The organism is Burkholderia sp. MSMB1072, from assembly GCF_001524725.1.
In the GTDB taxonomy this organism is placed as follows: domain Bacteria; phylum Pseudomonadota; class Gammaproteobacteria; order Burkholderiales; family Burkholderiaceae; genus Burkholderia.
The window spans coordinates 123,965-148,717 of record NZ_LOYC01000066.1 but is presented as its reverse complement, the minus strand read 5'-3'; the positions used below and the strand labels follow the sequence as shown (position 1 = coordinate 148,717).

General features: G+C 68.0%; 21 protein-coding genes. 10 read left to right on the top strand and 11 right to left on the bottom strand.

Going from position 1 to position 24,753, the window contains the following annotated elements; translation table 11 throughout:
* Positions 1 to 100 precede the first annotated feature (100 nt).
* Complete coding sequence (gene hisC, locus WS89_RS28975) at positions 101 to 1,168, top strand: histidinol-phosphate transaminase (RefSeq protein WP_059506641.1); 1,068 nt, start codon at positions 101 to 103, stop codon at positions 1,166 to 1,168.
* Positions 1,169 to 1,250: 82 nt separating this feature from the next.
* On the opposite strand, the gene WS89_RS28970 is transcribed toward hisC, so the two are convergent.
* From WS89_RS28970 to rsmD, 3 genes are all read right to left on the bottom strand, one after another.
* Complete coding sequence (locus tag WS89_RS28970) at positions 1,251 to 1,517, bottom strand: YfhL family 4Fe-4S dicluster ferredoxin (RefSeq protein WP_059506639.1); 267 nt, start codon at positions 1,515 to 1,517, stop codon at positions 1,251 to 1,253.
* A gap of 59 nt (positions 1,518 to 1,576) precedes the next feature.
* Complete coding sequence (gene coaD / locus WS89_RS28965; protein WP_027785472.1) at positions 1,577 to 2,074, bottom strand: pantetheine-phosphate adenylyltransferase; 498 nt, start codon at positions 2,072 to 2,074, stop codon at positions 1,577 to 1,579.
* Positions 2,075 to 2,185: 111 nt separating this feature from the next.
* Positions 2,186 to 2,800, bottom strand: a complete 615-nt coding sequence (gene rsmD / locus WS89_RS28960; protein WP_059795512.1) for a 16S rRNA (guanine(966)-N(2))-methyltransferase RsmD — start codon at positions 2,798 to 2,800, stop codon at positions 2,186 to 2,188.
* Between the two features lie 216 nt (positions 2,801 to 3,016).
* On the opposite strand from rsmD, the gene ftsY reads away from it, so the two are divergent.
* Positions 3,017 to 4,171 (top strand): signal recognition particle-docking protein FtsY, encoded by a 1,155-nt coding sequence (gene ftsY, locus WS89_RS28955; protein ID WP_059795510.1) that lies wholly within the window; start codon positions 3,017 to 3,019, stop codon positions 4,169 to 4,171.
* A gap of 76 nt (positions 4,172 to 4,247) precedes the next feature.
* On the opposite strand, the gene maiA is transcribed toward ftsY, so the two are convergent.
* Positions 4,248 to 4,892, bottom strand: coding sequence for a maleylacetoacetate isomerase (gene maiA / locus WS89_RS28950; RefSeq protein WP_059795543.1), 645 nt, complete (start codon positions 4,890 to 4,892; stop codon positions 4,248 to 4,250).
* 179 nt (positions 4,893 to 5,071) lie between these two features.
* Here maiA and ybiB point away from each other — a divergent pair, with 179 nt between their 5' ends.
* Positions 5,072 to 6,046 carry a DNA-binding protein YbiB gene (gene ybiB / locus WS89_RS28945; RefSeq protein WP_059506631.1) on the top strand — a complete coding sequence of 325 codons (975 nt, stop codon included), beginning with the start codon at positions 5,072 to 5,074 and terminating at the stop codon, positions 6,044 to 6,046.
* A gap of 376 nt (positions 6,047 to 6,422) precedes the next feature.
* The gene (leuA, locus tag WS89_RS28940) at positions 6,423 to 8,069 is read left to right on the top strand and encodes a 2-isopropylmalate synthase (protein WP_059795508.1); all 1,647 of its coding nucleotides are present in this window, start codon (positions 6,423 to 6,425) and stop codon (positions 8,067 to 8,069) included.
* A 142-nt stretch (positions 8,070 to 8,211) separates the two neighbouring features.
* Here leuA and WS89_RS28935 read toward each other — a convergent pair whose 3' ends face one another.
* A complete protein-coding gene (locus WS89_RS28935; RefSeq protein WP_059506627.1) occupies positions 8,212 to 8,595 on the bottom strand; it encodes a nuclear transport factor 2 family protein in 384 nt (127 codons plus the stop codon).
* A gap of 45 nt (positions 8,596 to 8,640) precedes the next feature.
* The gene (gene pagL, locus WS89_RS28930; RefSeq protein WP_034208431.1) at positions 8,641 to 9,210 is read right to left on the bottom strand and encodes a lipid A 3-O-deacylase PagL; all 570 of its coding nucleotides are present in this window, start codon (positions 9,208 to 9,210) and stop codon (positions 8,641 to 8,643) included.
* A gap of 359 nt (positions 9,211 to 9,569) precedes the next feature.
* Here pagL and rpoH point away from each other — a divergent pair, with 359 nt between their 5' ends.
* The 6 genes from rpoH (at position 9,570) to WS89_RS28900 (ending at position 17,093) form a co-directional block, all read left to right on the top strand.
* Positions 9,570 to 10,505, top strand: coding sequence for an RNA polymerase sigma factor RpoH (gene rpoH, locus WS89_RS28925; protein ID WP_059506625.1), 936 nt, complete (start codon positions 9,570 to 9,572; stop codon positions 10,503 to 10,505).
* Positions 10,506 to 10,870: 365 nt separating this feature from the next.
* Positions 10,871 to 11,149, top strand: a complete 279-nt coding sequence (cydP, locus tag WS89_RS28920; RefSeq protein WP_059795507.1) for a cytochrome oxidase putative small subunit CydP — start codon at positions 10,871 to 10,873, stop codon at positions 11,147 to 11,149.
* Positions 11,139 to 12,719: a cytochrome ubiquinol oxidase subunit I gene (locus tag WS89_RS28915; protein WP_059506621.1), complete on the top strand. Its 1,581-nt coding sequence runs from the start codon at positions 11,139 to 11,141 to the stop codon at positions 12,717 to 12,719. Before cydP ends, WS89_RS28915 begins: the two co-directional genes overlap by 11 nt.
* A 31-nt stretch (positions 12,720 to 12,750) precedes the next feature.
* Positions 12,751 to 13,887, top strand: coding sequence for a cytochrome d ubiquinol oxidase subunit II (gene cydB, locus WS89_RS28910; protein ID WP_059506619.1), 1,137 nt, complete (start codon positions 12,751 to 12,753; stop codon positions 13,885 to 13,887).
* Positions 13,888 to 13,946: 59 nt separating this feature from the next.
* Entirely contained in the window at positions 13,947 to 14,069 is a 123-nt protein-coding gene (cydX, locus tag WS89_RS28905) for a cytochrome bd-I oxidase subunit CydX (protein ID WP_006483737.1), read from the top strand.
* Positions 14,070 to 14,615: 546 nt separating this feature from the next.
* Entirely contained in the window at positions 14,616 to 17,093 is a 2,478-nt protein-coding gene (locus WS89_RS28900; RefSeq protein ID WP_059795505.1) for a family 20 glycosylhydrolase, read from the top strand.
* Positions 17,094 to 17,253: 160 nt separating this feature from the next.
* Here WS89_RS28900 and nagE read toward each other — a convergent pair whose 3' ends face one another.
* The 5 genes from nagE to WS89_RS28875 all read right to left on the bottom strand — a co-directional run bounded on the left by nagE (position 17,254) and on the right by WS89_RS28875 (position 24,680).
* Positions 17,254 to 19,017 carry an N-acetylglucosamine-specific PTS transporter subunit IIBC gene (nagE, locus tag WS89_RS28895; protein ID WP_059795504.1) on the bottom strand — a complete coding sequence of 588 codons (1,764 nt, stop codon included), beginning with the start codon at positions 19,015 to 19,017 and terminating at the stop codon, positions 17,254 to 17,256.
* Positions 19,018 to 19,103: 86 nt separating this feature from the next.
* The gene (ptsP, locus tag WS89_RS28890) at positions 19,104 to 21,701 is read right to left on the bottom strand and encodes a phosphoenolpyruvate--protein phosphotransferase (RefSeq protein WP_059795502.1); all 2,598 of its coding nucleotides are present in this window, start codon (positions 21,699 to 21,701) and stop codon (positions 19,104 to 19,106) included.
* 15 nt (positions 21,702 to 21,716) lie between these two features.
* On the bottom strand, positions 21,717 to 22,733 hold the full coding sequence (locus WS89_RS28885; RefSeq protein ID WP_059795500.1) for an SIS domain-containing protein: 1,017 nt from the start codon (positions 22,731 to 22,733) through the stop codon (positions 21,717 to 21,719).
* A complete protein-coding gene (gene nagA, locus WS89_RS28880) occupies positions 22,726 to 23,829 on the bottom strand; it encodes an N-acetylglucosamine-6-phosphate deacetylase (protein WP_059506700.1) in 1,104 nt (367 codons plus the stop codon). Before nagA ends, WS89_RS28885 begins: the two co-directional genes overlap by 8 nt.
* Before the next feature lie 116 nt (positions 23,830 to 23,945).
* Positions 23,946 to 24,680, bottom strand: a complete 735-nt coding sequence (locus WS89_RS28875) for a GntR family transcriptional regulator (protein WP_059506609.1) — start codon at positions 24,678 to 24,680, stop codon at positions 23,946 to 23,948.
* Between the last annotated feature and the right edge of the window lie 73 nt (positions 24,681 to 24,753).

Here is a 24,753-nt window from a genome sequence, read left to right as displayed (position 1 = left end):
CCGGTGCATCGGCCGTTCGGCGCAACCGGGCGGCCTCGCTCGCCCCCCCGCGGCGCGCACATGCGGTACTCTCGACGTTTTGCCCGACAGGAGCCATGCGGTGAGCCGTTACTGGAGCGACGTCGTTCAGCAACTCGTGCCTTACGTGCCGGGCGAACAGCCCGCACTCGCGCATCCCGTCAAGCTGAACACCAACGAGAATCCCTATCCGCCGTCGCCGCGCGTCGTCGCGGCGATCGCGCGCGAACTCGGCGACACCGGCGACACGCTGCGCCGCTATCCGGACCCGGTCGCGCGCGCGCTGCGCGAGACGGTCGCGGCCCATCACCGCATCGCGCCCGAGCAGGTGTTCGTCGGCAACGGCTCCGACGAGGTGCTCGCGCACGCGTTCCAGGCGTTGCTCAAGCACGACCGGCCGCTACGCTTTCCCGACATCACGTACAGCTTCTATCCGACCTACGCGCGCCTGTACGGCGTCGAGACCACGGTCGTGCCGCTCGCGGACGATTTCTCGATCCGCGTCGACGACTATCTCGACGACGCCGGCGGCGTACTGTTTCCGAACCCGAATGCGCCGACCGGGCGCGCGTTGCCGCTCGCTGACGTCGAGCGGATCGCGGCCGCGAATCCGTCGTCGGTCGTCGTGATCGACGAGGCGTACGTCGATTTCGGCGCGCAGTCGGCCATCACGCTGATCGACCGTCATCCGAACCTGCTCGTCGTGCATACGACGTCGAAGGCACGCTCGCTCGCGGGCATGCGCGTCGGCTTCGCGTTCGGCGATGCGGCGCTGATCGACGCGCTGAACCGCGTGAAGGACAGCTTCAACTCGTATCCGCTCGACCGGCTCGCGCAGGTGGCCGCGCAGGCCGCCTACGAGGACGCCGATTATTTCCACGCCACCTGCCGGCGCGTGATCGATAGCCGGGCGCGGCTCACGCATGCGCTTGACGCACTCGGCTTCGAGATCGTGCCGTCGGCCGCGAATTTCGTGTTCGCGCGCCATCCCGCGCACGATGCGGGCACGATCGCGGCGAAGCTGAAGGAACGGGAAATTTTCGTGCGGCACTTCCGGCTGCCGCGAATCGACCAGCACCTGCGCATCACCGTCGGCACCGATGCCGAATGCGATGCGCTCGTCGCGGCGTTGCACGAGCTGCTGGCCTGACACGAAAGAACCGGCGCCGGGCGGCGCCGATCCGAAAGCGCGACGCGCGCGAGCCCATCGAGGCGCGCGCGTCAGCGCAGGATCACGATGCGTCGTCGCCCTTGGCGGCGATCAACGCGTGATACTTCTCCATCAATTGCGCGTGCGATTCGTCATGCTGCGGATCGCGCGGAATGCATTCGACCGGACACACCTGCTGGCACTGCGGTTCGTCGAAATGGCCGACGCACTCGGTGCACTTGTTCGGGTCGATCACGTAGATCTCCGGGCCCATCGAAATCGCGCCGTTCGGGCACTCGGGCTCGCACACGTCGCAATTGATGCACTCGTCGGTAATCATCAAGGACATACTGATCTCACTTCTTCAGGCCGCCGGCCGGCTTCGCAACGAAACCGGCCGGCGCCGCGTCACGCGGCAGGGCCTCCGATCGCGGCGACCTTCTCGGTCAGCCACTTCTCGACGGACGGGAACACGAACTTGCTGACATCGCCGCCCAATTGCGCGATTTCACGCACGATCGTTCCCGAGATGAACTGGTACTGGTCGGACGGCGTCATGAACATCGTCTCGACGTCGGGCAGCAGATAGCGGTTCATGCCCGCCATCTGGAACTCGTATTCGAAATCGGACACGGCGCGCAGCCCGCGCACGATCACGCGCGCATTGTTGACGCGGACGAAATCCTTCAGGAGGCCGGTGAAACTCATCACCTTCACGTTCGGATAATGACCGAGCACCTCGTTCGCAATCGTCAGACGTTCTTCGAGCGAGAAAAACGGCTTTTTCGCGCGGCTGTCGGCGACACCCACCACCAGCGTATCAAAAATGCTCGACGCACGCCGCACGAGGTCTTCGTGCCCGCGCGTCAGCGGATCGAACGTACCGGGATACACGGCGACTACCATGTCGCTCCTCCTGTCATCACGCAAACGGGATGGCAGCCGTGCGATGCGCACGCCGCTGCCGAGATGGGCATGCGTCGCCTTTGCGGCGCGCCGCCTCGTATGGAACGCGCATTATTCATCATTTTCGCGCCGCAGCAAATGATAGTGAACCGCACCGGCCTTGCCGTGCTTCGCCACCTGCCAGCCCGAGAGCGCGTCGTGCGCGGCCGGATCGAGTTCCGCCCCCGTTTCGACGTACAGCGCGCCGCCGGCCGCGACGAGCGGCGCCGACAACGCGATCGCGCGCTCGAGCGCGGCCAGGTCGTCGAACGGCGGATCGAGGAACACGACGTCGAACGCGCCCGGCGTGAGCCCGGCCGCGAGCCGCAGCGCGTCGGCCTCGGCGATCTCGACCGAGCGGGCGCCGAGCTTGTCCTTGATCGCACGAAGCTGCTGCGCGGCGCGCGGATGGCGCTCGACCATCACGACGCTCGCCGCGCCGCGCGACGCGGCCTCGAAGCCGAGCGCGCCGGTGCCCGCGAACAGGTCGAGGCAGCGCCACCCGTCGAGATCCTGGCCGAGCCAGTTGAACAGCGTCTCGCGGACGCGATCGGGGGTCGGGCGCAGGCCGTCGAGATCGAGCACCGCGAGCGGCGTGCGTTTCCAGTCGCCGCCGATGATGCGGATCGTGTGCGGCTTGCCGCGGCCAGGGGTGGCCGCCGGGCGGCCGGAAGAGGAACGGGACATACGGGATATCGACAACGGAGGGACCGGGCGCGCGCAGGGGGCGCCGCCAAACAGGCGCACGTTACCACAGCGGCGACGCGCACTGGCGCGAGCGCCACGCCGCACTGATAAAATGCACGGTTTCGGCCGCCGTGCGCCGCGCCCGCGCGAACGCAGAACGGCCCGTCCGGCGCCCCCGCCCTCGGCGGCGGCCCGCCCTCTTCCCGACGCCAGACCATGTTCAGTTTCTTCAAACGATTCAAGAAAACGCAGGAGCCCGATCCGGCGGAATCGCAATCGGCCGACGCGCAGCAAGCGGACGAAGCGTCCGACGCCGACGCGCGCGCGACGCCGCCCGCGGCCGACGTGCCGCAGGCGCCCGCGCAACCGGCCGCGCCAGCCGTCGTGATGACGGTCACGCCGACCAACGACGGCCGCGACGAAGTCGTCGAGACGGTCGAGATCGTCCCGCCGCCGCAGCAGGACGCGTCCGCGAAGAAGTCGTGGCTCGCGCGCCTGAAAACAGGTCTCGCGAAGACGGGCTCGAACATCACCGGCGTCTTCGTCAACACGAAGATCGACGAGGATCTGTACGAGGAGCTCGAAACCGCGCTGCTGATGTCCGACGCGGGCGTCGACGCGACCGAATACCTGCTCGGCGCGCTGCGCGAGAAGGTGCGCGCGGGCCGGCTGACCGATCCGCAGCAGGTGAAGAATGCACTGCGCGACCTGCTCGTCGAGTTGCTGACGCCGCTCGAGAAATCGCTGATGCTCGGCCGCGCGCAGCCGCTCGTGATGATGATCGCCGGCGTGAACGGCGCGGGCAAGACGACCAGCATCGGCAAGCTCGCGAAGCATCTGCAGAGCTTCGACCAGTCGGTGCTGCTGGCCGCCGGCGACACGTTCCGCGCGGCCGCGCGCGAACAGCTCGCGGTCTGGGGCGAACGCAACAACGTGACGGTCGTGCAGCAGGAAAGCGGCGATCCGGCCGCGGTGATCTTCGACGCGGTCAGCGCCGCGCGCGCGCGCAAGATCGACGTGATGATGGCCGACACGGCCGGCCGCCTGCCGACGCAGCTCCATCTGATGGAAGAGCTGAAGAAGGTGAAGCGCGTGATCGCGAAGGCGCACGATGGCGCGCCGCACGAAGTGCTGCTGGTGATCGACGCGAACACCGGCCAGAACGCGCTCACGCAGGTGAAGGCATTCGACGACGCGCTGGGCCTCACCGGCCTGATCGTCACGAAGCTCGACGGCACCGCGAAGGGCGGGATTCTCGCGGCGATCGCGCGGCAACGCCCGGTGCCCGTCTACTTCATCGGCGTCGGCGAGAAGGTCGAGGACCTGCAGCCGTTCAGCGCGGCGGAATTCGCGGACGCGCTGCTCGGCTGAACGCCGCCGGCTCGCGTCGCACCTCGCACAGGGCGCCTTCGGGCGCCCTTTTTCATGCGCCACGGGCGCGCCGCGCTCATTCCGCGTCGGGTTGCACGCCGGGCTCGGCGGCCTTGAACGCATCGATCGTCGCCGCATGATCGACGATCCGCTGAATCGTCGGGAAACGCGTCGTGTCGATCGAGAAGCGGTTCGCGTTGAACACCTGCGGCACGAGGCATATGTCGGCGAGCGTCGGCGTGTCGCCGAAGCACAGCGTGCCGGTGCGCGGATCGTTCGCGAGACGCGTCTCGAGCGTTTCGAAGCCGGCCTCGATCCAGTGCCGGTACCACGCGTTCTTGGCGTCCTCGGGCACCTTCAGCGTGTGCTTCAGGTACTTGAGCACGCGCAGATTGTTGAGCGGGTGGATTTCGCATGCGATCTGCAGCGCCACCGCGCGCACGTACGCGCGATCGACCGGCTGCTTCGGCAGCAGCGCGGGCTCGGGATGGGTTTCGTCGAGATATTCGATGATCGCGAGCGACTGCTGCAGCGTCGCGTCGCCATCGATCAGCGTCGGCACGACCGCATCCGGATTCAGCGCGCGGTACGCGTCCTTCAGTTGCTCGCCGCCGTCGCGCAGCATGTGCACGGGTGCGTAGTCGAACGGCAACTGCTTGAGGTTCAGGGCAATCCGCACGCGGTACGACGCGGAACTGCGGAAATAGCTGTAGAGCTTCATGGGATGTCTCTCGTAGTCGTATTCGGCCGGCAACGGCATGGGCGCGGCGCAGCCGGTGCACGCGTCGCCGGGAACCAGAGTGTAGCGCGGCGCGATGCGCGGCCGCGCCCGTGCGATACTCGGGGCATTCCTGATCGCTTGCCGCGCGGCCCGATGCCGGCCGCCCGCCCCACGCCCCGATGACCGCTCCCCACGATCCCGCCGCCGCGCCGTTCCCTTGCGCCCGCTTCATCAAGGAAATCGGCCGCGGCCCGCACGGCGCACGCGCCCTATCCGCCGAGGACACGTTCGAGCTCTATCGCGCGATGCTCGATGCGCGCGTGTCGGATGTCGAACTCGGCGCGATCCTGATCGCCTATCGGCTGAAGGGCGAATCCGCCGACGAACTGGCCGCGATGCTCGCCGCCGCGCAGGCATCGTTCGAGCCCGTGCACGTGCAGGACGCCGCGTTCCGGCCGGTGTCGATCCCGAGCTACAACGGCGCGCGCAAACAGCCGAACCTCGTACCGCTGCTCGCGCTGCTGCTCGCGCGCGAAGGCGTGCCGGTGCTGGTGCATGGAGTGGAATGCGATCCGGGCCGCGTGACGAGCGCCGAGATTTTCTCGGCACTGTCGCTCGCGCCGTCGACGTCGCACGATGCGATCGAGGACACGCTCGCCGAACGCCGGGTCGCGTTCGCCCCGATCGACGTGCTGGCGCCGCGCATCGCGCACCTGCTGTCGATGCGCCGCGTGCTCGGCGTGCGCAATTCGACGCATACGCTCGTGAAGATCCTGCAGCCGTTCGCGCCGGCCGGGCTGCGGCTCGTCAACTACACGCATCCGCCGTACCGCGACAGCCTCGCGCAGTTGTTCCGCGACCATCCGGACGCCGCGCTGGGCGGCGCGCTGCTCGCGCGCGGCACCGAAGGCGAAGCGGTGGCCGACACGCGCCGCCAGGTGCAGGTCGACTGGCTGCACGACGGCGTGTGCGACACGCTGATCGACGCCGAGCGTTCGTCGAGCGATGCACCGCCCGTCGCCCTACCCGAGTCGCGCGATGCGGCGACCACGGCCGCGTGGACGGACGCCGTGCTGCGCGGCGAGGTGCCGGTGCCCGACACGGTGGCGCGACAGGTCGCGACGATCGTCCGGATCGCCCGCGTCGCGCGCTGAGGGCGCCGCGGCGACCCGCCCCTTTATCCCGACATTTGACACGCGAGCGCATCCTGGCATAGAGTGGCCGTCATGCGTTCCTTTCCGAACACCCTCCGAATTACCTCCGGCCGCCTAGCGCGGCCGCTATCGCTACGACTAGCCTAAGGCTGTCGTAGCGCCGTGTGCCGTCCGCACGGTCCTCCCAGCAGTTCCTCGCAGTACCCCTCTCGTAATTTTTACAACCCGAAGTCGTCAGCATTCGTCCGTCCATCCGTCGGCCGATTCGCGAAGATCATCCGCATCCGCGGCGCCATCGCGCGCCGGATGCGAGGCAGCGCCCACCGCCGCCCTGCCGCCCGTCTTCGCTCGCGACTTGAGACCCGAGGTCCAGAAGATGATGCGCAATCCGCAAGACAAGTACCGTCCGTTCGAGCCCGTCCGCCTCAATGGCCGCCGCTGGCCCGCCCGCACCATCGAGCGCGCGCCCGTATGGATGAGCACCGACCTGCGCGACGGCAACCAGTCGCTGATCGAGCCGATGAGCATCGAGCAGAAGCTCGAGTTCTTCGAAATGCTGGTCGCCATCGGGTTCAAGGAGATCGAAGTCGGCTTTCCGTCGGCGTCGCAAACCGACTTCGATTTCGTCCGCAAGCTGATCGACGACGAGCGGATTCCCGACGACGTGACCATCGAAGTGCTCGTGCAGTCGCGCGAGGACCTGATCGCGCGCACGTTCGAGGCGCTCGAAGGCGTACCGCGCGCGATCGTGCACCTGTACAACGCCGTCTGCCCGTCGTTCCGCCGCATCGTGTTCGGGATGTCGAAGGACGACGTGAAGGCGCTCGCGATCGACGGCACGCGCATCATCAAGGAACACGCGGCCGCGCGCCCCGATACGCAGTGGACTTTCCAGTACTCGCCGGAAACCTTCAGCATGACCGAGCTGACGTTCGCGCGCGAGATCTGCGACGCGGTCGCGCAGACGTGGCGCCCGACCCGCGACCACAAGATGATCGTCAACCTGCCGGCCACCGTCGAGGCCGCGAGCCCGAACGTGTTCGCCGACCAGATCGAATGGATGGACCGCAATCTCGCGTATCGCGACAGCATCGTGCTGTCCGTGCATCCGCACAACGATCGCGGCACCGCGGTCGCGGCGGCCGAACTCGCGCTGCTCGCGGGCGCCGACCGCATCGAAGGCTGCCTGTTCGGCAACGGCGAGCGCACCGGCAACGTCGATCTCGTCACGCTCGCGTTGAACCTCTACACGCAAGGTATCGACCCGGGCCTCGACTTCTCCGACATCGACGCCGTGCGCCGCGTCGTCGAGCGCTGCAACCAGATCCCCGTGCATCCGCGCCATCCGTACGCGGGCGACCTCGTGTTCACCGCGTTCTCGGGCTCGCACCAGGACGCGATCCGCAAGGGCTTCGCGCAGCAGCGCCCCGACGCGATGTGGGAGGTGCCGTACCTGCCGATCGACCCGGCCGATCTCGGCCGCAGCTATGACGCGGTGATCCGCGTGAACAGCCAGTCCGGCAAGGGCGGCGCGACGTTCCTGCTCGAACGCGGGATGGGCTTCACGCCGACCCGCCGCGTCCAGATCGAGTTCAGCCATGCGGTGCAGACGCTCGCCGATGCGTCGGGCGAGGAAGTGACGGGCGACGCGATCTGCGCGCTGTTCGCACGCGAATTCTTCGAGACCGACGGCCCGGCCGCGCGCCACGGCAACGGCGCGCGCTGGCAGAACCGCGAGATCGCGGCGGCGCCTGCCGCCGAGGCGACGCCCGACGACGCCGTGCGGCATTTCGCCGCGGCATTTGCGGCGGCCGCCGGCGTCGCGATCGACGTCGCATCGTGCGAATACACGCGCGCCGCGGACGGCCGGATCGCGGTATCGGTCGGCTGTCGGGTCGGCGAGGCGCCGCTGCGGCACGGTGTCGGCATGCACGCCGATGCGGCGAGCGCAGCGCTCGATGCGGTCGTCAGCGCGATCAACCGCTCGGCGTGGCACTGCGCGGACCGCCGCGCGGCGGCCTGAGCGCGGGCTTCGATGCAGGGTTGAAACGTCAGCGAGCGGTGCGTGACCGCCCGTGCGCCGCGCGATCCGCGCCGCACGAGGCAGCAAAAAGCGGCTCACAAGGCCGCTTCGGTCGAGGCATGAAAAGGAGCGCCACCCGCGCTCACGTCTCGGTCGCGCACCGCGTCGCCTGCCACGCGAACAGGGACCAGCGGCCCTGGGCGTGCGTGTGGACGGACGTATAGGCAATCGGGAAGACGAGGCCGCCGTTGTTCGTTTCCATCTCGATCAACGCGCGCCCGGTGACGACGCAGGTCTCGTCGCCGACCGGCAGCACGTCCTGCGACTGGATTTCGATCTGGCGATAGCGGCGGCGGCCGGCGACGATGGCGTCGATGAACTGCTGCTTGGTTTCGCGTTTGCCGTTGGTGTGGACGAAAAACACCTTGTCCGACAACAGCGCGTCGAGCGCCTCGCCGTCGCCGTCCACCATCGCCCGGAACCGGTCGCGCTCGAGCGCGCGGATCGCATCGACCACCTTCGCCATCGCCTGACTCCTCGGCAACGCGCCCGCCTTGCACGGGCGTACGGATCAGAAGTTGTACTGCAAGTAGAACTGGTGGAAATTTATACCAGGATTCGGCTCTTTGATACCCGCGTTAGACACATGTTCGAAACGGTAGCCGACCTGATATTGTTGCCGTTGCCCGAACTGCACGCCCACGCCGCCGGTCGGCGCGAACTGGAACGCGGTCGACAGCGAGAAATTGTTCGAGATCGTCGGGTGCGTCAGAAGCCGGACGCCGCCGCCCGCCTCGATGAACGGGCGAATCTCCCCGCTACTCTTGATGAAACGGAACATCGGCGTGACGCCGAACTCGCCGATGCTGCCATGGACGTTGCCGCCCGTGTGCCAGTAGCCGGCGTGCCCTTCGACGACGAACGCGAAGTGCCACCCGCCGATTTCCCACCAGTTCCAGCCCGGATCCCACACCACGCCGATATCGGCCTTGTCGATCCCGCGACGATCCGAAAACCCGCCGCCCGCCTGGATCCCCCATCGATCCGCGAAAGCCGCACCCGATCCACCCAGAAGAGATGCTGCCAGCATCGCATGCAGCACCAGCCGGCTGCGGGGCCGGCGATTCTTCTTATTGTTCATCTGACACTCCAACTTTGTGGGTTGAATGGAGCCTGCCGCAACGGCCGGGCCCGAGCGAACTGAATGGTATGGTAAAGGACTTTTCGGATCGGCATCACGAAGCGAAATAGCTTGCTTCCAAAAAGACAAAAATCGAAATCGTCTACCGATTCCCATCGAAAACAATGGCTTACGGAACTTCGTGCCACGCCCCTTGTCGGAAGATAGACTATCGACTCGACCGATTCGATAGAAAAATGGGGAACTCGGATGCCCCCGCCTGCTCTAAGGAATTAGCACTCACCTTGCGGGAGTGCTAAGATGACTTCCGGAATCTCATCCGAGACCGGGGTTTGTCCCTGATTCCAAAGGAGTTTTTAGTGAGCAACGCCCTGACCCTCCCGAACACCCTGAGCCCGACGCCGGCCAAGGCCGAATCGGCAGGCTCGCTGGCGCTCGCAGCCCACTCGATGTTGCCCGGCCAGCTCGGCAACATCGACGCGTACATCCAGGCCGTCAACCGTATTCCGCTGCTGACCGCCGAGGAGGAACGCCGGTACGCAACCGAATTCCGCGAAGACAACAACCTCGACGCGGCGCGCCGCCTCGTGCTGTCGCACCTGCGTCTCGTCGTGTCGATCGCGCGCAACTATCTCGGCTACGGCCTGCCGCACGGCGACCTGATCCAGGAAGGCAACATCGGCCTGATGAAAGCCGTGAAGCGGTTCGACCCGGCGCAAAACGTGCGCCTGGTGTCGTATGCGATTCACTGGATCAAGGCCGAGATCCACGAGTACATCCTGCGCAACTGGCGCATGGTGAAGGTCGCGACGACGAAGGCGCAGCGCAAGCTGTTCTTCAACCTGCGCAGCCACAAGAAGAGCATGCAGGCGATGACGCCCGAGGAAATCGACGGCCTCGCGCAGGAGCTCAACGTCAAGCGCGAGGAAGTGACCGAGATGGAAACGCGCCTGTCGGGCGGCGACATCGCGCTCGAAGGGCAGGTGGAAGACGGCGAAGAATCGTACGCGCCGATCGCCTACCTGGCCGACTCGCACAACGAGCCCACCGCCGTGCTCGCCGCGCGCCAGCGCGACATGCTGCAGACGGACGGCATCGCGCAGGCGCTCGACGCGCTCGACGCGCGCAGCCGCCGCATCATCGAGGCGCGCTGGCTGCACGTCGACGACGACGGCTCGGGCGGCTCGACGCTGCACGATCTCGCCGCGGAGTTCGGCGTGTCGGCGGAACGTATCCGCCAGATCGAAGCGAGCGCGATGAAAAAAATGCGCACCGCGCTCGCCGAATACGCGTAAATCCCCGACGATTCAGAGCGCTTCATCGAAAACCGCTGCCCGACCGGCAGCGGTTTTTTTCATCCGTTTTCCACTGCTTTTCATCCGCTTTTCAGCGCCTTTCGCGCTCCGCTTCTTCGCCGATTAATTGACCTGATTCATCTGGTATTACGTCATTTGCGGCGCCCTTCCGCATAACCTTGATCTGCCTCAATTTTTACCCCATGTTTCGCGACGGTCTGCCGCAGCGCAGCACTCGGCATCGGAAAGCCGTCCTTTTAAAATTGGCATGTCAGGCGCAAAAGGATTAAAACAGCTTCACGGCCGTCATAAATCCGACGTAAAGTCGCCCCCAATCCGACCTAAATCGATTCAGGATAATCGCCTTGATCTCGATCAATAAAGAGCCTGCGCCGCCGCCTTCCCGGCCGGCCGGCACGATCGGCTGGCGCGCGCGCATCGCCGCGTGGGCACGCGGGCCGACCCTCGCCCGCGACATCACCCTGGTGCTGATCGTCAAGCTGATCCTCCTGATGTCGCTCAAATACGCATTCTTCAATCATCCGCAGGCCGAGCACATGTCGTTGCCGCCTGCCGCCGTGGCCGAGAAGCTGCTCTCGGTGCCGGCGCCTGCATCCACCGAGGGAGACCACCATGATAAGTAGCGAAGTCGTCGATCTGTCGCGTCTGCAGTTCGGCATCACGGCGCTCTACCACTTCCTGTTCGTGCCGCTGACGCTCGGCCTGTCCTGGCTGCTCGTCATCATGGAAGCGGTCTACGTGATGACCGGCAAACAGGTCTACAAGGACATGACCCAGTTCTGGGGCAAGCTGTTCGGGATCAATTTCGCGATGGGCGTGACGACCGGCATCACGCTCGAATTCCAGTTCGGCACGAACTGGTCGTACTACTCGCACTACGTCGGCGACATCTTCGGCGTGCCGCTCGCGGTCGAAGGCCTGATGGCGTTCTTCCTCGAATCGACGTTCGTCGGCCTGTTCTTCTTCGGCTGGAACCGCCTGTCGAAGGTCAAGCACCTGATCGTCACGTTCCTCGTCGCGCTGGGCTCGAACCTGTCGGCTCTGTGGATCCTCGTCGCGAACGGCTGGATGAACAACCCGGTCGGCGCCGAGTTCAACTACCAGACGATGCGCATGGAGCTGACGAGCCTGTTCGACGTGCTGTTCAACCCGGTCGCGCAGGTGAAGTTCGTGCATACGGTGTCGGCCGGCTACGTGACGGCCGCGATGTTCGTGCTCGGCGTGTCGTCGTGGTACCTGCTGAAGAAGCGCGACGTCGACTTCGCGCTGCGCTCGTTCGCGGTTGCGGCCGGCTTCGGCCTCGCGGCGACGCTGTGCGTGATCGTGCTCGGCGACGAATCGGGCTATACGACCGGCGAAGTGCAGAAGATGAAGCTCGCCGCGATCGAATCCGAATGGGAAACGCAGCCGGCGCCCGCCTCGTTCACGCTGATCGGCATTCCGAACCAGGAGGAACAGCGCACCGACTACGCGATCAAGATCCCGTATGCGCTCGGCCTGATCGCGACGCGCTCGATCGACGAGCCGGTGATCGGCCTGCGCGAGCTCGCGAAGCACAGCGAGGAGCACATCCAGAGCGGGATGGTCGCGTATGGCGCGCTGCAGAAGATCAAGGAAGGCGACACGAGCGACGCGACCCGCGCACTGTTCGACCAGCACAAGCAGTATCTCGGCTACGGGTTGATGCTCAAGCAGTTCACGCCGAACGTGGTCGACGCGACGCCCGAGCAGATCAAGGCCGCCGCGCAGAAGACGATCCCGCCGGTCGCGCCCGTGTTCTTCTCGTTCCGGATCATGGTGTTCCTCGGCTTCCTGTTCCTCGCGACCTTCGCCGCCGCGTTCTGGTTCTGCGCGCGCCGCGAACTGCTGCAGGACAACCGCCGCTGGTTCCTCCGCTACGCGGTGTGGGCGATCCCGCTGCCGTGGCTCGCCGCGGAATTCGGCTGGGTCGTCGCCGAACTCGGCCGCCAGCCGTGGACCATCGCCGGCATCCTGCCGACGCACCTGTCCGCGTCGAGCCTGCAGCCGAGCGACCTGTACCTGAGCCTCGCCGGCTTCATCGCGTTCTACACCGCGCTGTTCGTCATCGAGATCAAGCTGATGTTCAAGTACGCGCGCCTCGGCCCGTCGTCGCTGCATACCGGCCGCTATCACCACGAACTCGCCGCAGCCGGCGAGCGGGCCGCAGTCTGAGCACGCCCTCGCAACCGAACAAGGAATCGCTATGGACTATGCAACTCTCAAGCTGATCTGGTGGCTGCTCGTCGGCGTGCTGCTGATCGGCTTTGCCGTCACCGACGGCTTCGACATGGGCGCGACCGCGCTGCTGCCGTTCCTCGGCAAGACCGACGAGGAGCGCCGCATCATCATCAACACCGTCGGCGCGACGTGGGAGGGCAACCAGGTGTGGCTGATCACGGCCGGCGGCGCGATGTTCGCCGCGTGGCCGCTCGTCTACGCGGCGTCGTTCTCCGGCTTCTACTTCGCGATGCTGCTGGTGCTGTTCGCGCTGTTCTTCCGGCCGGTGGGCTTCGACTACCGCAGCAAGCGGCCCGACCCGCGCTGGCGCGCGGGCTGGGACTGGGGCCTGTTCGTCGGCGGCTTCGTGCCGGCGCTGGTGTTCGGCGTCGCGTTCGGCAACCTGCTGCAGGGCGTGCCGTTCAAGTTCGACAGCGACCTGCGCGTGACCTACTACGGCGGCTTCTGGGCGCTGCTGAACCCGTTCGCGCTGCTGTGCGGGCTCGTCAGCCTCACGATGCTCGTCGCGCACGGCGCCGCGTTCATCAAGATGAAGACCGACGGCGCGATCGCGCGCCGCGCGTCGATCGCGCTGCGCGTCGCGTCGTTCCTCGCGGTCGTGCTGTTCGTGCTGGCCGGCGTGCTGGTGGCGTCTTACATCGGCGGCTTCCACATCACCCACGCCGCGCCGACCGACACCGTCGCGAACCCGCTGCTCAAGGACGTCGCCGCCGGTTCGGGCCTCTGGCTCGCGAACTACGGCGAATATCCGTGGATGATCGCGGCGCCCGTCGTCGGCATCGCCGGCGGCGTGCTCGCGCTGCTGCTCGCCGGCTCGAAGCAGGAGAAGACGGCGTTCTTCTGCACCGGCCTGATGATCGTCGGCGTGATCCTGACCGCGGGCTTCTCGATGTTCCCGTTCATCATGCCGTCGTCGCTCGACCCGCGCAGCAGCCTGACCGTGTGGGATTCGACGTCGAGCCACATGACGCTGCAGGTGATGCTGTTCGCGGTGATCGTGTTCCTGCCGATCATCCTGCTCTACACGAGCTGGGTGTATCGCGTGATGCGCGGCAAGGTCACGCACCAGACGCTCGAAGAGAACAAGCACTCGATGTATTGATGCATTGAACCGGGCGGGGCGCACACGTCCTCGTCCACCGTTTCGCAAGGAGTCGAATCATGTGGTATTTCAGCTGGATTCTCGGTATCGGCGTCGCGCTGTCGTTCGGCATCGTCAACGCGATGTGGCTCGAAGCGCGGCAGAAGCCGCAGGAAGCGCCGGTGCGCGCGCGCCGCGACTGACGGCATCGACGCGCGATACGCGCGCGGCCGAGCGCGCGCGCCGCCGCCGTCAGGAAAGGAAAGAACCTCGCTTCGCGCGAGGTTTTTTTTCGTCCCGGCCGCGCGGGCAGGTGCCGTACGTCGATGCCAATTTAGCGCCAGATTGATACCACTTGAATACCAATAAAAGGTTTCATAAGATCGTTGGACACGGCCGCTAACAGGCCGATTCCTTCCGGGTGGGGGAGACATGCGAATTCCATATATGGCGTGCGCCTGCGCGCCGTGTCGACGTCCGTGTGCGAGAGCGCGCGCCGTCGTCGCGACCGTGCGCGGCCGGACGAATGCCGCCGGCTGCCGCCGATGAATCCGCGCCCGCCGCCGCGCCGGTCCGATCGGCACGCATGCCCGCCACCCGTTCCGTAACGCACGCTTCCGCGTGCCGAATGCGCGCGGGGCACCCGCATCGCCCCGCGTGCTGGTATCGCCCGCAGCTCCACTGAAAGACCCGCTCGCAGCGACGTCGCGTCACGACGCCGCTACGCCCCCTTTTTCTCAGGAGTTCGAATGAAACCTACCTTGCCCTCCCTCATTGCCGGTCTGCTGATCGCGGTGCTGTCGCCGGCCGCGATCTCGGCGGCATCAGCGCCGGTGTCGGCCGCTGCTGGCGCGAGCGCCGGCGCCGCCCAGGCGGCCGGTCTCGCGGCGCTGCTGTCGAACGGCCTCGCGTTGCGCGTGGCGGTCGACAACAACCACGCGGCCGCGGCCGGCGTGCCGTGCGCCGATCTCGGCGCCGACGGTGCCGCCTGCGCGACGGGCCGCCTGATCCTGCAGAACCGCGGCCACCAGGCGATCGCCGACGGCGGCTGGAAGCTCTACCTGCACAGCATCCGCCGCCTGCTGCGGATCGATCGTCCGGGCTTCGCGCTGCGGCGGCTCACCGGCGACCTGTACGAACTGACGCCGCAGCCGGGCTCGGTGCGGCTCGCGCCCGGCGAGCGCATCGAGCTGCCGTTCGTCGCCGAATACTGGCTGCTGCGTTACAGCGACGTGATTCCGCGCCCCTATGTCGTCGTCGACGGCGCGCCCCCGGCCGTGCTGCGCTACGACGACACCGACAACGAACTGCGCTACGTCGAATCGCTGCCGGCCGACGCGCAGAACAACTCGACCGGCAACGCGCCGCCGGTGGCCGCCCGCCCCGATCCGGGCCGCGCGCTGCCGAGCGTGAAGCGCGAACAGCCGCTGCCCGGCACGCTCGATCTGCGCGGTGTCGAACTCTCGCTGCCGGACCTGCCGGACGCCCAGGTCGCGGCGCTGCGCGAGCGCGCGACGACCCTCGGGCTCGACGGCGCGCGCGTGCCGGTTCGCGGCGCACTCGCGCCGCGCCGGCTGCCGGCCGACCTCGCGACACCGGGCAGCTACCGGCTCGCGATCGGGCCGCGCGGCGTGCTGATCGAAGGCTACGATCGCGCGGGCCTCTACTACGGCGTGCAGACGCTCTTCTCGCTCGCGCCGGCCGGCGGCGGCCCGATCCCGGCGATGCTCGTCGAGGACGCGCCGCGCTTCACGCATCGCGGCATGCACGTCGATCTCGCGCGCAATTTCAAGCATCCGGCCACGCTGCGCCGCCTGATCGACCAGATGAGCGCGTACAAGCTCAACCGCCTGCACCTGCATCTGTCCGACGACGAAGGCTGGCGCATCGAGATTCCCGGCCTGCCCGAGCTGACCGAGATCGGTGCACGCCGCTGCCACGACCCGAGCGAGACGCGCTGCCTGCTGCCGCAGCTCGGCTCCGGCCCCGACAACCGCTCCGGCGGCGGCTACCTGACGCGCGACGACTACGTGGCGCTCGTGCGCTACGCGGCCGCGCGCTTCGTGCAGATCATCCCCGAGATCGATATGCCCGCGCATGCACGGGCGGCCGTCGTGACGATGGAGGCGCGCTACCGGCGGCTGCATGCGGCCGGCCGCGAGCAGGAGGCGAACGCGTATCGGCTGCTCGACCCGCAGGACACGACGAACCTGACGACGGTGCAGTTCTACGACCGGCGCAGCGACCTGAACCCGTGCGTGCCGGGCGCGCTCAACTTCGCGTCGAAGGTGATCCGCGAGATCGCGGCGATGCACGCGGACGCGCAGGCGCCGCTGCAGACCTGGCACTACGGCGGCGACGAAGCGAAGAACATCTTCCTCGGCGGCGGCTTCCAGCCGCTGAACGGCACCGATCCGAACAAGGGGCGCATCGATCTGGCCGCGCAGGACAAGCCGTGGGCGCGGTCGCCCGCGTGCACGGCGCTGCTCCAGCGCGGCGAGATCAAGTCGATCGACGAACTGCCGACGCGTTTCGCGAAACAGGTGAGCGCGGCGGTCAACGCGAACGGGATCGGCACGATGGCCGCGTGGCAAGACGGCATCAAGCATGCGAACGGGCCGCAGGATTTCAGCACGCGCCACGTGATGGTGTCGCTATGGGACACGATCTTCTGGGGTGCGTCGGACAGCGCGCGCGACCTGAGCGGCAAGGGCTACCTGACGGTGCTCGCGCTGCCCGACTATCTGTACTTCGACTTCCCGTACACGCTCAATCCGCGCGAGCGCGGCTACTACTGGGGCTCGCACGCAACCGACGAGTACAAGGTGTTCTCGTTCGCGCCGGAGAACCTGCCGCAGAACGCCGAAGTGATGGGCGACCGTGACGGCAACCCGTTCGAGGTGACGGGCACGGGGGCCGCGCCGCGCATCGAAGGCATGCAGGGCCAGGCGTGGGGCGAAGTGATGCGCAACGACACCTTCCTCGAATACATGGCCTATCCGCGGCTGCTCGCGCTCGCGGAGCGCGCGTGGCACCGGGCCGACTGGGAGCTGCCGTATGCGGCCGGCGTGCGCTTCAAGCGCGGCGACACGCACCATGTCGACATCGCCGCGCTGCAGCGCGACTGGGCCGGCTTCGCGACGCTGCTCACGCAACGCGAATTGCCGAAGCTCGACCGCGCCGGCGTCGGCTACCGGAAGCCGACCTTCACGCTGACGAATCCGTGAACGGCTGAAGGCATCCGGCGATGCGCGATGCGGGCAAACGCATCACGCATCGCCCGCCCCAAAAAGAAAAAACGGCTTGCGACGCGTACGTCGCAAGCCGTTTTCTTTTGACCGCCTGCCCGAGTCCGCCGCGCGGATCGATCAGGCCGGCTTCACCGCATCACGCCGGTTGTGCGGCCGTGCCGCCGCCCGACGGCGGCAGGCGCGCGCCGAGCTGTTCGGCATAGCGCGCCGCCGCGTTGCCGCAGACGATGTGGAACGTGTCGAGCGACACCCATGCAACGTCGAGCGTGCCGAGACGCTCGCGATCGACCGCCGACGGATCGCGCACGACCACACGCAGGCGCGTGGCGGCCACCGCCTCGAGCGACGCGACGTTGGTCGCCCCGCCGAACACCGCGAGCCAGCGGGCCGGCTCCGGATCGAGCGGCCCGGCGGCCGCGCCCGTGACGGGCTGCGCGGCAGCGCCGGTTGCCGCCGATGCGGCACCGGCCGCGCCGCCGCCGATCGCGGCACGCATCTCGTCGGCGATGATGTCGGCCTCGGGCCCGATGATCACCTGCACGCTGTTGCCGCCGCGCTTGAGCACGCCGCGTGCGCCGATCAACTTCAGTTCCGGCTCCGATACCTTCTCCGGATCGACGACGGTCAGGCGCAGGCGCGTCGTGCACGCATCGACGACCGACAGGTTGGCCGCCCCGCCGAGCGCGGCGATGTAGCGTTGCGCGCGCGGTGCGGCAGCCGTTGCAGCCACGCCCGGCGCGACGAAGCCGCCCGAAGCGTACGATTGCGCGGCTGCGTCGGTCGATGCCGGCTCACGGCCCGGCGTGGCCATGTTGAACTTGCGGATGAAAAAGCGGAACAGCCCGTAGTACGCGGCGCCATACGCGATGCCGAGCGGAATCGCGATCCAGCCCTTCGTCGACAGCCCGTAGTTCAGCACGTAGTCGATCGCGCCGGCCGAGAACGTGAAGCCGAGCTTCACGCCGAGGATCTGGCAGATCGCGAGCGACAACCCCGTCAGCACCGCGTGGATCACGTACAGCACCGGCGCGAGGAACATGAAGCTGAACTCGATCGGCTCGGTCACGCCGGTCAGGAACGACGTCAGCGCCATCGAGAACAGCAGGCCGCCCACCATCGCGCGGCGCTCCTTCGGCGCTTCGTGCAGCATCGCGAGACACGCCGCCGGCAGGCCGAACATCATGATCGGGAAGAAGCCGGCCATGAAGGTGCCCGCGGTCGGGTCGCCCGCAAAGAAGCGGTGCAGGTCGCCGTGCACGATCTCGCCGCCGGCGGGCGGCGTGAAGTTGCCGAACACGAACCACGCGAGCGAGTTGATGATGTGGTGCAGGCCGGTGACGAGCAGCAGACGGTTCAGGAAGCCGAATACGAACGCACCGATCGCGCCCGCCGTCGTCAGCCACTGGCCGGCCGCATCGATCGCATGCTGGATCGGCTGCCACACGTACCCGAACGCGATGCCCAATATCACGCAGGCCAGCCCCGTGATGATCGGCACGAACCGCTTGCCGCCGAAGAACGCGAGGTAGTCCGGCAGCTTGATGTCCTTGTAGCGGTTGTACAGCAGGCCCGCGACGACACCCGCGATGATCCCGGACAGCACGCCCATGTTCAGCTTGGGATCGATGTCCTTCATGATCGCGGTTTCGATCAGGTAACCGATCGCGCCCGCAAGCGCCGCCACGCCGTTGTTGTCCTTCGCGAAGCCGACCGCCACGCCGATCGCGAACAGCAACGGCAGGTTGTCGAAGATCGCGCCGCCGGCGTCGGCGATCATCTTGATGTTGAACACATCCGGCTGGCCGAGCCGCAGCAGGATTCCGGCGACCGGCAATACCGCGATCGGCAGCATCAGCGCCCGACCCAGGCCCTGTATCTTCAGAAACGGGTTCCCGTCCATTCAGTCCTCCAATCCATGTCTCGTCATTAAGCGTCGTTGATCTAATTGCTTTCGTAGTAAAACGGGTCGCGCGCCCCCCGTCGACGTCAGTCGAGCGGCCAGACCTCGCGGCTTGCTGCCCTTACCGCCTGTGCCGAATCGAGCGCGAGCAGATCCTGCGCGCGCTGACGGCACAACTGGTAATCGAGACGGCGCACACGCGCCTTGATGCCCGGCACCGACACCGGGTCGACCGACAGTTCGGTCACGCCGAGGCCCACCAGGACCGGCACCGCGAGCGGATCGCCGCCGAGCGCACCGCACACGCCGACCCACTTGCCGTGCTTTGCCGCGCCGCGCACCGCGATGTCGATCAGGCGCAGCACGGCCGGATGCAGGCCGTCGGACTGCGCGGCCAGGTCGGCCTGGCAGCGGTCCATCGCGAGCGTGTACTGGGTCAGGTCGTTGGTGCCGATCGACAGGAAATCCGCGTGCTGCGCGAGCTGGTCGGCCAGCAGCGCGGCCGACGGCACCTCGATCATCACGCCGACCTCGATCGGCTCGGTACGGCCCTGCGCGCGCGCGAATTCGTCGATGCGCTTTCTCAACCGCACGAGTTCGCCCGCGTCGGTCACCATCGGCAGCAGGATGCGCACCGCGCCGAACGGCTTCACCGCGAGCAGGCCCTGCAATTGATCGTCGAGCAGATCGGGGCGCACCTGCGCGAGACGGATGCCGCGCAGGCCGAGCGCCGGGTTCGGTTCGGGCGGCAGCGTCAGGTAGTCGACTTCCTTGTCCGCGCCGACGTCGAGCGTGCGGATGATCGCCGTGCGGCCCTGCAGCGCGTCGACGATCGACTGGTAGCTCTGCCGGTGTTCGACCGCCGTCGGCGCGGCCTGGCGATGGATGAACATCAGCTCGGTGCGCAGCAGGCCGACCGCGTCCGCGCCGTTGTCGACCGCGGTGTTCGCGTCGTCGAGCGTCGCGATGTTCGCGGCGACTTCGATCGCGCGGCCGTCGACCGTCGCGGCCACCTCGCCGGCCTGTTGCCGGTTCGCCTCGCGCACGCCGTCCAGGCGCTGGCGCTCGTGCCGCGCGCGCTCGACGTCGAGCGCGGTCGGCGCGTGTTCGAGCCGGCCCGCGCTCGCATCGACGACGACCTGCGTGCCGTCCGGAATCGCGTACAGCGCGTCGCCGACCGCCACCAGCGCCGGGATGCCGAGCTGCCGCGCGATGATCGCCGCATGCGACGTCGCGCCGCCGCGCGCCATCACGAGCGCGGTCACGCGCTCGCGATCGAGCGACGACAGGTCGGACGGCGTGAACTCGTCGGCCGCGAGCACGGCCTCGTCGGGCAGCGCACGCGCGGCGCCGGTCGTGTGGCCGAGCGCGCGCAGCACGCGTTTCTCGATGTCGCGCAGGTCGGCCGCGCGTTCGGCGAGCAGCGCGTCGTCGAGCTTCGACAGCGTGTCGATCTGCGTGCGGATCGTCGCGCGCCATGCGAAGCCCGCGCCCTTGCCGAGACTGATCAGGTCGCGCGCCGCGTCGAGCAGCGTCGGGTCCTCGAGCAGCACGCGATGCACCGCGAAGATGCCCGCTTCGCCGACCGCGCCGCGCGCCGAGGCGTTGCGCACCGTTTCGCCGAGTTCGGCGTCGACCGCCTTCAGTGCCTGGTCGAGCCGGCGGCTTTCCGCGGCTGGCGTGCCGGTCGCCTGTTCGGGCGGCACGATGTCCGCATCGTCGAGACGCACCAGCGTGCCGACCGCGATGCCGGGCGACGCGCATACGCCGGCGAGCGTGTTCGGATCGATGGGCGCGCCATCGCGCGGTGCGCCGGTGTGGCGTGCGACCGTCTGCGGCGCGGGCGATTTCAGCCGCGCCGGCTGTTCCTCCACTTCGCCGTGCGCTTCGCGCAGCAGCTCGTGCTCGACCGCATCGACGGCCTGTTGTGCGTGCGCGCCGCGGCCGACCAGTTCGACCGTCGCACCTTCGCCGGCGCCGAGGCCGAGCAGGCCGACGACGCTCGCGATCGACGCCTTGCGGCCGTCGAACAGCACATCGATGGTCGCGTCGAACCCGCGCACGGCTTCACGCGCCCGTGCGGCCGGCCGCGCATGCAGGCCGCCCGGCTGCGCGAGCACGATCTCGCGGCGCACTTCGTTGTGCGCGGCAGCACCAGCCTGCGCCGCCTGCGCGGCGGCGTCGCCCTTGCCGCGCAGCGCGAGCAACGGCGTCTCGCCGGCGGTCGCGAAACCGCTCGCGCGATCGACGACCTCGAACGCGTCGGAATTCGCGATCGCGATCACCGACACGAGCGAATGCGCGTGGCGCGCCACCGCGTCCTGGTCGAACTCGATCAACAGCGCACCCGCTTCGACGCGCGCGCCGGCTTCGACGTGCGCGATGAAGCCCTGCCCGTTCAGCTCGACGGTGTCGATGCCGATGTGCAGCAGCACTTCCGCGCCTTGCGGCGTCGTGATCGTCACCGCGTGGCCGGTGCGCGCCAAATGCGACACGACGCCCGCGCACGGCGCGACGAGCCGGCCCGCGAGCGGGTCGACGCCGATGCCGTCGCCGAACATCCCGCCGGAGAACACCGGATCGGGCACGTCGGCCAATGCGACGATCGGCCCCGTCAACGGGCTGAGCAGAACGATCTGATCGTGGGTGGGGCTCTTCAACTGGGATTCCTCGGCGCGTCTCATCGGCTTTCTCGGCTATCAGTGCGTTTCTGTCACTTTGTTCAGGTGGCGCGGCGTGTCGGGATTGCGGCCGCGCGCGACGGCGAGATCCGCCGCCATCACGTAGAACGAAAGAATGGCGGCGATCGGGTCGAGCGCCGAATGGGCGGACTGCGCGAGCGGCAGCACGGTGCCCGATACGCCGGGCGTGCCGGCGGGCGCCGCGAGCAGCACGGCGGCGCCGCGTGCGCGCATGTCCGCGGCAAGCTGCAGCAGGCCGGCCTGCTCGGGCCCGGGCGGCGCGAACACGAGCAGCGGATAGTCGCGGTCGATCAGCTCCATCGGACCGTGACGGACTTCGGCGCTCGAGAACGCCTCGGCCTGGATGCCGGACGTTTCCTTCAGCTTCAGCGCGGCTTCCTGCGCGATCGCGAGGCCCAGGCCGCGGCCGATGACGATCATCCGCTCGACGCCCGCGAGCGCCCCGACGGCCTGCGACCAGTCGAGCCGGCCGGCCTGCGCGAGCACGTCGGGCAGGCCGCGCAGCGCGGTCATCAGCGCGGCGTCGCGCTGCCAGTACGCGACGATCTGCGCGGACAGCGACAGCATCGCGATATAGCTCTTGGTCGCGGCGACCGACAGCTCGGGGCCGGCAAGCAGCGGCAACTGGTGCTCGCACGCGTCGGCGAGCGGCGACGGCAGCACGTTCACGGCGGCGACGGTGCGTGCGCCGGCTTCGCGCAGCGCGGCCATCGTATTGACGAGGTCGGGGCTCTTGCCCGACTGGGAAAAGGCGATCGCGAGCTGGTCCTGCACCTTCAGCGGCGCCTGCTGCAGCGTCGCGACCGACATCGGCAGCGACGCGACCGGCACGCCGAGGCGGCTCATCGTCAGGCTCGCGAAATAGCTGGCGGCGTGATCCGAGCTGCCGCGCGCGACCGTCAGCGCGACGGCCGGCGGGTGATCGAGCAATTGGCCGGCGAGCGCTTCGACGCGCGCGGTGTCGGCGATCTGCGCGGCGACGACCCGGGCGGACTCGCGCGCTTCCTTAAGCATATTCGACAATCGATTCTCCTTCGACGTAGGTCGCGGTGAGGTTCAGGTCGCGATCGAACACCGCGAGGTCGGCCCATGCGCCGCGCTCGAGGCGGCCTCGATCGGCGACGCCGAGGTAGTCGGCCGCGTAGCGCGACATCCGGTTCGACACGTCGGCGATCGGCAGGCCGAGCGACACGAGGTTGCGCAGCGCCTGGTCCATCGTCAGCGTGCTGCCGGCGAGCGTGCCGTCGGCGAGCCGCACGCCGCCGAGGCACTTCGTCACGTGCTGGCTGCCGAGCCGGTATTCGCCGTCGGGCATGCCGGTGGCGGATGTGCTGTCGGTCACGACGTACAGGCGCGGGATCGCGCGCAGCGCCGCGCGAATCGCGCCCGGATGGACGTGCAGCAGGTCGGGAATGATTTCCGCGTATTCGGCGTGCGCGAGCGCCGCGCCGACGAGGCCCGGGTTGCGGTGATGCAGCGGCGACATCGCGTTGAACAGATGCGTGAAGCCGCATGCGCCGTGCTTGAGCGCGGCGACCGCGTCGTCGTAGGTCGCGAGCGAGTGGCCGAGCTGCACGCGCACGCCGCGCGCGGCCATCTCGCCGATGATCTCGATGTGGCCCGCGATTTCCGGTGCGAGCGTGACGACGCGGATCGGCGCGATCGACAGGTACTTCAGCACCTCGTCGAGCGCGGCCGATACGGCCGCGTCGGGCTGCGCGCCGAGCTTGCCGGGGTTGATGTACGGCCCTTCGAGATGCACGCCGAGCACGCGCGCGCCGCCCGGCGTGCGGGTGCGCGCGACGGCGCCGAGGTTCGCGACGACCTCCATCAGCTCGTCGCGCGGCGCGGTCATCGTCGTCGCGAGCAGGCTCGTCGTGCCGAATTGCGCGTGCGTGCGGACGATCGTTTCGATCGCGTCGCCGCCTTCCATCACGTCGGCGCCGCCGCCGCCGTGCACGTGCAGGTCGATGAAGCCGGGCAGGATGTACGGTGCGTCGTTCTGCGCAGGATCGACGGGCACGCCGTCGAGCGTGGTGATGCGACCGTTCTCGCTATCGAGCGAACCGTGAATCCAGCCGTCGGGGGTGAGGATGTTGCCAGTCAGCATGACGTTCTCTTGATGATCCGGTGACGCGGGCATCCGCGTCGTGATTTGCCAATTCGTTGCGATTCATCGCGCGCGATTGCGTTCCATCGCGCGTGGTGCGCCGGCAGTCTCCCGCGTCAGCGTTTCAGTTCGGCGACGAAGTCGTAGTAGTCGTCGCGGCAATACGTTTCGCTCATTTCGATCGCGCGCTGGTCGGCGCCGTAGCCGATCCGCGTGATCACCAGCAGGGCCGAGCCCGGCTTCACCGCCATCCATTTCGCGATCGCGTGCGTCGCGTTCGCTGCGCGAAAGTGCTGCAGCGCGCGCACGACGGCCATGCCGCGCGCGTCGAGATATTCGTACAGCGACGCGCCGAGCGCCTGCGGATCGGGCACCACCGCGGCGGGCAGCGTCGAATGCTCGACGGCCATCACGATGCCGTCCGCGCGGCGCAGCCGTTCGAGCCGCGCCACCGTCGCGCCGGGCGCGAGGCCGAGATGCGTGGTCTCGTCGCGGCTCGCGGCGCGCAGCGTGCGCGACAGCCACACCGAATCGGGCACGAAGCCGCGCTGCCGCATCTTCGCGGTGAAGCCGACGAGATGCGACAGCGGATCGGCGACACGCGGCGTGATGAAGCTGCCCGCGCCGCGCGCCCGCTTGATCAGTCCCTGCTCGACCAGCAGCGCGAGCGCCCGACGCGCGGTGATCCGCGACACGCCGACCGACACCGACAGCAGCCGCTCCGACGGCAGCGCCTCGCCGGCCCGCCACGCGCCGGCGTGGATCGCGCTCGCCAGCTTGCGGGCGAGCTGCAGATAGAGCGGCGTATCGTCGAGGGGATCGGGCGCCAGTTCGGACCAGCCGGTTTCCATGTGCCTCCGCGTGTCGGACGACGATCTCAGACCGTCGAAAGTGAACGCATTATATAACCACCATAATACCAGT

Bases quoted from the DNA above. Each gene is read 5' to 3' on its own strand.
- ybiB (WP_059506631.1), top strand. From the start codon at position 5,072: ATGACCGCTCCCCACGATCCCGCCGCCGCGCCGTTCCCTTGCGCCCGC.
- pagL (WP_034208431.1), bottom strand. From the start codon at position 9,210: ATGAACAATAAGAAGAATCGCCGGCCCCGCAGCCGGCTGGTGCTGCAT.
- nagE (WP_059795504.1), bottom strand. From the start codon at position 19,017: ATGGACGGGAACCCGTTTCTGAAGATACAGGGCCTGGGTCGGGCGCTG.
- ftsY (WP_059795510.1), top strand. From the start codon at position 3,017: ATGTTCAGTTTCTTCAAACGATTCAAGAAAACGCAGGAGCCCGATCCG.
- coaD (WP_027785472.1), bottom strand. From the start codon at position 2,074: ATGGTAGTCGCCGTGTATCCCGGTACGTTCGATCCGCTGACGCGCGGG.
- WS89_RS28935 (WP_059506627.1), bottom strand. From the start codon at position 8,595: ATGGCGAAGGTGGTCGATGCGATCCGCGCGCTCGAGCGCGACCGGTTC.
- WS89_RS28970 (WP_059506639.1), bottom strand. From the start codon at position 1,517: ATGTCCTTGATGATTACCGACGAGTGCATCAATTGCGACGTGTGCGAG.
- WS89_RS28875 (WP_059506609.1), bottom strand. From the start codon at position 24,680: ATGGAAACCGGCTGGTCCGAACTGGCGCCCGATCCCCTCGACGATACG.
- nagA (WP_059506700.1), bottom strand. From the start codon at position 23,829: ATGCTGACTGGCAACATCCTCACCCCCGACGGCTGGATTCACGGTTCG.
- maiA (WP_059795543.1), bottom strand. From the start codon at position 4,892: ATGAAGCTCTACAGCTATTTCCGCAGTTCCGCGTCGTACCGCGTGCGG.
- leuA (WP_059795508.1), top strand. From the start codon at position 6,423: ATGATGCGCAATCCGCAAGACAAGTACCGTCCGTTCGAGCCCGTCCGC.
- cydB (WP_059506619.1), top strand. From the start codon at position 12,751: ATGGACTATGCAACTCTCAAGCTGATCTGGTGGCTGCTCGTCGGCGTG.
- WS89_RS28900 (WP_059795505.1), top strand. From the start codon at position 14,616: ATGAAACCTACCTTGCCCTCCCTCATTGCCGGTCTGCTGATCGCGGTG.
- WS89_RS28915 (WP_059506621.1), top strand. From the start codon at position 11,139: ATGATAAGTAGCGAAGTCGTCGATCTGTCGCGTCTGCAGTTCGGCATC.
- cydX (WP_006483737.1), top strand. From the start codon at position 13,947: ATGTGGTATTTCAGCTGGATTCTCGGTATCGGCGTCGCGCTGTCGTTC.
- WS89_RS28885 (WP_059795500.1), bottom strand. From the start codon at position 22,733: ATGCTTAAGGAAGCGCGCGAGTCCGCCCGGGTCGTCGCCGCGCAGATC.
- ptsP (WP_059795502.1), bottom strand. From the start codon at position 21,701: ATGAGACGCGCCGAGGAATCCCAGTTGAAGAGCCCCACCCACGATCAG.
- rsmD (WP_059795512.1), bottom strand. From the start codon at position 2,800: ATGTCCCGTTCCTCTTCCGGCCGCCCGGCGGCCACCCCTGGCCGCGGC.